Annotated in this window: 5 protein-coding genes; all 5 read right to left on the bottom strand. The window is 36.9% G+C overall.

All coding sequences use genetic code 11. The annotated features are described in order from the left end of the window. Positions 1–38: 38 nt before the first annotated feature. Complete coding sequence (gene spoIVB / locus BFA01S_RS20320) at positions 39–1,274, bottom strand: SpoIVB peptidase (RefSeq protein WP_066235253.1); 1,236 nt, start codon at positions 1,272–1,274, stop codon at positions 39–41. Between the two features lie 247 nt (positions 1,275–1,521). After that, positions 1,522–3,219: a DNA repair protein RecN gene (gene recN, locus BFA01S_RS20315; RefSeq protein ID WP_066235251.1), complete on the bottom strand. Its 1,698-nt coding sequence runs from the start codon at positions 3,217–3,219 to the stop codon at positions 1,522–1,524. 24 nt (positions 3,220–3,243) lie between these two features. After that, entirely contained in the window at positions 3,244–3,693 is a 450-nt protein-coding gene (gene ahrC / locus BFA01S_RS20310; RefSeq protein WP_066235249.1) for a transcriptional regulator AhrC/ArgR, read from the bottom strand. A gap of 130 nt (positions 3,694–3,823) precedes the next feature. Then, positions 3,824–4,654: a TlyA family RNA methyltransferase gene (locus BFA01S_RS20305; RefSeq protein WP_066235247.1), complete on the bottom strand. Its 831-nt coding sequence runs from the start codon at positions 4,652–4,654 to the stop codon at positions 3,824–3,826. After that, positions 4,651–6,552 (bottom strand): 1-deoxy-D-xylulose-5-phosphate synthase, encoded by a 1,902-nt coding sequence (gene dxs, locus BFA01S_RS20300; protein ID WP_066235246.1) that lies wholly within the window; start codon positions 6,550–6,552, stop codon positions 4,651–4,653. The genes BFA01S_RS20305 and dxs overlap by 4 nt, the downstream gene beginning before the upstream one ends. Positions 6,553–6,851 lie beyond the last annotated feature (299 nt).

The raw sequence follows: 6,851 nt of genomic DNA, 5'->3' as shown, positions 1-6,851 counted from the left end.
AAAACTTATTAGGGACTTATCGAACAGTCCCTTTTTATTCAGCTTGCTTTCTGCTTTTCTTTTTTATAAATATCAATCCCAGCCTCACTTAACATCCATTCAATATGAACACCATATCCGCTCGTTGGATCATTAACAAAAACATGTGTAACAGCTCCAATTACTTTTCCATTTTGAATAATTGGACTTCCGCTCATTCCCTGAACGATACCGCCTGTTTTCTCTAATAATTTTTTATCGGTTATTTTAATAACCATCCCTTTTGTAGCAGGAAATTTTTGTGGAACAGAACTGACAACTTCCACATCGAATTGCTCTACCTTATCATTATCAACGACTGTTAAGATTTTTGCCGGCCCCTCTTTTACTTCACTGGATAATGCTATCGGCAATGCTTTATCCATAATACCGTTTTGTATATCCTGATTTAATGTCCCGAAGATTCCAAATGGGCTGTTTCTCGTAATATCTCCGATTACTTCCCGATCTCCCGAAAATCTGGCCAGTTTTTCACCCGGACTCCCATTGCTTCCTTTTTCAATCGATGTGACAGTCGAACGAACGATTTGACCATCCTCAACAACAATTGGTTTTTTCGTATCCATATCAGAAATGACATGGCCTAATGCACCATATTTCTTCGATTTTGGATCATAAAAAGTCATTGTACCAATTCCTGCTGCTGAATCCCGGATATAAAGCCCGATCCGGAAAGAGTGATCATTTTCATCTTTTAAAGGAAACAACTTCGTTTTTATTTCTTGCTCATCTCTTGAAAGGACAATATCCAGCGGTGCACCACTTTTTCCCGCTCCCTGAATAAACGGTGCAACATCACTCATTTTTTCAATTTTTGTCCCGTTTATATTTGTAATAATATCTCCGACTTCAACTCCAGCAATTTCGCCCGGAGATTTTTTTCCCTCTTTTGTCGCAATCTGATGATGTCCAACTACTAATACTCCAAGAGTGTTTAATTTTACACCAATTGATTGTCCACCAGGAATTATTTTAAAATCTGGAAGTACATTAACATTTACTTTTTTTACTGGAAAACCAGCCAGATCAAAAACAACTTCTCCCTCTCCGGCATTTTTCCCTTTAATATCAACAGTTTGTCCGTCCTTTTGTACGGTAAATGCTTCTGTTGATTCTAAATTTGCTGCTGAAGCTGGAATTGCATTATTAATTGTACTTGTTTGATTTTCAAAAACAGTTATTGTTTTTGGAATTGTAATATATTCTTTTATTTGATCGACAAACCCTACACTCATTAATGAAACAAGGAGAATAGCACCGATTATTTTTCTTAATTTATCTTTATACAAAAAATTTCACTCTCCTCGCTCCTAACCCACACCAATTACATGGCTACATCCTTTAATTTTGCCTTTACTCGCCTCATTTATAACTTGTTTCAGCAGAAATTATTAGGTATTATGTAATGATAAATGGAATTTTATCCAAAAAATAAAAAAGCTGCCTAAATTGGCGGCTTTTCCTGTTTAAATTTAACCTATTTTAATTTTTAGCTGAATGTGCTAATGCAATTAATTCTTTTGCATGCTCCCTTGATAATTCTGTTACTTCTACACCGGCAATCATCCTGCCGATTTCTCTAATTTTTTCTTCTTCACCGAGCGGTTTTACACTCGTTTTTGTTCTTCCGTCATTTGTACTTTTTGAAATATATAAATGTGTATCCGCCATCGCTGCAACTTGAGGAAGATGTGTAATACAAAGTACCTGCGAGCCAACTGACACGCGGTAGATCTTCTCGGCGATTGACTGAGCAACCCGGCCGCTTACTCCTGTATCCACTTCATCAAAAATAATCGATGTAATCCCTTGATGCTCAGAAAAAATACTTTTCATTGCCAGCATAATTCTCGATAATTCTCCACCCGAAGCTGTTTTGGATAAAGGTTTAAGAGGTTCACCAGGATTTGTCGATAAATAAAATTCAATAACGTCTGCCCCATCTGCATGAAACTTTATGGAGCCGTCTTCACTATCCGGTGAGAAATGAACTTTAAATACTGTCTTGTCCATGTATAGCTCTTTTAGCTCCCGAAGGATTTCCTTCGTTAATGTTTCTGCACATTTCGTACGTACATTTGTTAAATTATTTGCCTCAACGAGTAAATCTTTTTCAATGGAATCAAGTTCATTCATTAACTTATTTAAATGACTGTCTTTATTAACAATCGTTTCAATCTCCTCTTCAATTTTTGAAGCGTAGATTAAAATGTCTTCAACGGAATGACCGTATTTCCTTTTCAAATGACTGATCTCATTCAAACGGCTTTCTACGAAGTTTAATCGCTCAGGATCGAATTCTAAGGAGTCTAATTCATTTCTAAGCTGATAAGATAAGTCTTCGAGCTGATAATAACTGTTAGAGACGGACTCAGATATTTCCTTTAATGTATCGTTAATAGAGCCGATCTCTTCCATCTGTCCCATAGCAAGACCAATCCAATCAAGTCCTTTTCCTTCGCCATGGAGAGCATTATAACTATTTTTTAATGCATCGTACATTTTTTCATAATTAGAAATTTCATTTTTTTCAATTTGGAGTTTTTCATCTTCATTCGGTTCTAGTTTTGCCGCTTCAATTTCATCCAGCTGAAACTGGATCAAATCGAGACGATGGGCCATTTCTTGTTCATTTTGCGAAAATTTGTTTATTTTTCTTTTTAATTGATCATATTTCTCATAAAGCTCCCTATAAACTGCTTTTGCAGAGCTGATTTTATTTCCGCCATACTGGTCTAGTAATGCTAAATGATTTTCTTCATTCATTAATTCCTGGTTATCATGCTGACCATGTATATCGACCAGTGTTTGTCCGACCTCTCTTAAAATCGCAATTGTTACGAGCTTGCCATTAACTCGGCAAATACTTTTCCCTGTTTCTGAAATATCTCTCCGTAAAACAACCATACCGTCACCTATATCAATGCCAAACTGCTCACATTTTTCATATACAGTATGCTTCTCATCATCAAGTAAAAAAAGCCCTTCAAGCTCTGCACGTTTTTCTCCATAACGAACAAATTCTGAAGAACCCCTACCACCTGCGAGTAAATGAATGGCATCAATAATAATCGATTTTCCAGCACCGGTTTCACCTGTTAAAACGGTTAATCCCTTTTCAAAAGAAATCGTTAATGATTCAATTATTGCAAAGTTTTTTATCGTTAATTCCGCTAACAAACGAAGTCACACCTCTACTTTTTATTACAGCATTTCTAAAAAGCGTTCTGTAATCATTTCTGTATCGTTATCTGTACGGCAAATAATTAGTATTGTGTCGTCACCGCATATCGTCCCTAAAATTTCATCCCAGTCTAACTTATCGATTAATGCTCCAATCGCATTTGCATTTCCTGGCAATGTTTTCATAACAAGCAGATGCCCCGCGCTGTCTATTTTCACGAATGCATCCATTAAAGCACGTTTTAATTTTTGTAAAGGATTAAATCTTTGATCAGCCGGCAAGCTGTATTTATATCTTCCATCCGTCATCGGTACTTTTACGAGATGCAGTTCCTTAATATCACGTGATACTGTCGCTTGTGTAATGTTATAACCGATGCTTTTTAAAATATCAACTAATTCGTCCTGTGTTTCAATCTCATTATTCGTAATAATTTCACGAATCTTTATATGTCTTTGTCCCTTGTTCATTATCTACTTTCCACCGTCCAAGTTTTACTCATTTTTTTGTATTTTTATACTTTATATTGTAGATGAAAATATGGAAAAAGTACAGTTTACACATGATTTAAACGAAATAAAGGAATAATAGTGATCACTATTATTCCTTTTTCTTTAATTGCTGATGCGCTTCTTCTACAATTTCTCTGATCGTTTTTGGGATCTTATTTATACCAGTTTCCTCTGAACCATTCCAATGAAGATGGAGTAAAAATTCGATATTTCCATCCCCTCCCGTAATCGGCGAAAAGGAAAGATTTAAACAATCGTAACCTTGGACTAAAGCAAAATTCGTAATCTCTTCCACAACCGATTCATGGATTTTAGGATCACGAACAATTCCTTTTTTACCTACCTGGTCCTTCCCTGCCTCAAATTGCGGTTTAACGAGGGCAACACAATCGCTGCCGGCTACTAATATTGTTTTTAAAACAGGTAATATTAATTTTAAAGAAATAAAGGAAACATCAATAGATGCAAATTCCGGCATTCCTTTTTCTAAATCGGCAGGTGTTGTATAACGGAAGTTTGTCCTTTCCATAACGACAACACGCTCGTCTTGCCTTAGCTTCCATGCGAGCTGATTATAGCCGACATCCAGCGCATATGATAGTTTTGCACCATTTTGGAGAGCACAATCAGTAAATCCACCGGTAGAAGAACCGATATCAATCATAATCTTATCTTTCAAATCTATTTCAAACTGTTTTAAAGCTTTTTCAAGCTTTAATCCGCCTCTGCTTACATATGGAAGGACTTTTCCCTTTATTGTCAATTCTGTATCTCTTAATACTTTTTCTCCCGGCTTATCGAGCCTTCCTTCTTTTGAATAGACTAGCCCTGCCATAACAGCACGCTTCGCCTTTTCCCTTGTTTCAAAAAACCCGTTTTCAACGAGGAGTATATCTAATCTCTCTTTTTTTACACTCATGAACCAAACGCCTTTTTCTCATGTTTTGGGATTATCGTTAAAATGCGATCAACGATATGATCTTTTGTTAAACCAATTTCTTCTAACAGCTGTGAAACACTTCCATGTTCGATAAAACGATCAGGTATTCCCATTCTGTCAATTTTCAGATTATACATATGCTGATCATGAGCAAACTCAATGACAGAACTGCCAAATCCGCCTTGTAATACTGCTTCCTCAACTGTTAAAACAGGAATATTTTCAGCAAAAATTCCCGTTAGCATTTTCTCATCAAGCGGCTTTAAGAAACGTGCATTCACAACGCGTACAGAGACACCTTGCTTTGCTAATTGCTCTGCTGCTGCTAAAGACATGCCAATTGTCGTTCCGAATGTTAAAATAACTGCATCACGGCCTTCTTTTAACACTTCCCACGTACCGATTGGAATTTCTTTTAACTCCTCGTCCATTTTCACTCCTAAGCCATTCCCTCTAGGATAACGTAAGGCGATTGGACCATCGTTATATTTTAATGCAGTATTCACTAAATGCTGTCCTTCATTCTCATCTTTCGGCATCATTAAGACGATATTTGGAATATGTCTTAAGAAAGCAATATCGAACACGCCTTGATGTGTTTCTCCGTCTGCACCAACTAGACCAGCACGGTCAATACCGATAAATACATTCAAGTTTTGACGACAGATATCATGGACAACCTGATCATATGCTCTTTGTAAAAATGTTGAATAAATCGCAAAAAACGGTTTCATATTATGAATAGCAAGTCCAGCTGCCATCGTTGCAGCATGCTGTTCTGCAATTCCTACATCATACATTCTTTCAGGAAATTCACTTTGAAATCCTTCCAGCTTCGAACCGATCGGCATAGCTGGCGTAATTGCAACGATCCGCTCGTCCTCCCGAGCCAGTTTCCTTACTGTTTCACTTACAAGACTGCTCCATGAAGGGGCAACAACCTTCGGTTTAACAAAATCACCTGTTTCAATCTTATAAGGTCCTGTACCGTGCCATGTCCCGACTGTATCTAATTCTGCCGGCTTATATCCTTTTCCTTTTTTCGTAATAACATGGAGAAGAACAGGTCCTTTCGTTTTCTTCGCATATTGTAGATTTTCCAGTAGATTTTCATAATTATGACCATCAACAGGACCTAAATAAGTAAAGCCTAATTCTTCAAAGAAAACACCTGAAACAAGTAAATATTTAAGACTGTCTTTCACTCTTTCAGCAGTTGCTGCCAGTTTCCCGCCAACAGCCGGGATCTTCTTCAGCAAGTACTCTAACTCGTCTTTCACCCAATTATATTTCCCTGCAGTACGCAGTCTGCCAAGCACATTATGAAGTGCACCGACATTAGGAGCAATGGACATTTCATTATCATTTAAAACAACAATCACATCTTTTTGTTCATGTCCGATATGATTTAAAGCCTCTAACGCCATTCCGCCTGTTAACGCACCGTCTCCGATAATTGGAACAATATATTCATCTGCCTTCTTTAAATCCCTTGCAACGACCATTCCCATTGCTGCAGATAAAGATGTGGAGCTATGTCCTGTTTCCCAAACATCATGTTCACTTTCGTCCCTATTTGGAAATCCGCATAACCCTTTATATTGTCTAATCGTATCGAATTCACCAGCACGTCCAGTAAGAATTTTATGAACATATGACTGATGCCCAACATCCCATAATAATTTATCTTTTGGACTGTCAAACACTTTATGCAAAGCAACTGTCAATTCAACAACACCAAGATTCGGACCAATATGGCCGCCAGTTACCGAATTTTTTTCAATTAAAAATTTTCTTATATCTTCACTTAGTTCTTCTAATTCTCTAATTGATAATGCTTTTAAAAAAGCTGGGTCTTTAATGGATAGAAGATCCAAATGGATCACTCACTTTCAATTTCAGTTTAACGACTAGCCAGCATCCTAATAAAAGGGACCAACATCGTTGTTTGTTAAAATAATTAACTTTCTACAACATCTATGAACAAGCTTCCATTTATTTAGTATGCCTTTTATTTTAACCCAAATCACTTTCATTGGAAACCTTTATTGCTTTTATCGATCATTAGCTCCATATTTAGCTTATGACTGGAATAGGCAAAAGAGTCTTGTCCTTATCCAATTTCATTTTACTGAAAACAGAAGAACTGTTTATCTCAGCCTTAACGGGCAGTATG

The sequence above is a fragment of the Metabacillus fastidiosus NBRC 101226 genome, from assembly GCF_001591625.1.
GTDB lineage: Bacteria > Bacillota > Bacilli > Bacillales > Bacillaceae > Metabacillus > Metabacillus fastidiosus.
The sequence above is the reverse complement of the archived record's forward strand: the minus strand, read 5'-3'. Positions and strand labels throughout refer to the sequence as shown.

Bases quoted from the DNA above. Each gene is read 5' to 3' on its own strand.
- spoIVB (WP_066235253.1), bottom strand. From the start codon at position 1,274: ATGAGTGTAGGGTTTGTCGATCAAATAAAAGAATATATTACAATTCCA.
- ahrC (WP_066235249.1), bottom strand. From the start codon at position 3,693: ATGAACAAGGGACAAAGACATATAAAGATTCGTGAAATTATTACGAAT.
- BFA01S_RS20305 (WP_066235247.1), bottom strand. From the start codon at position 4,654: ATGAGTGTAAAAAAAGAGAGATTAGATATACTCCTCGTTGAAAACGGG.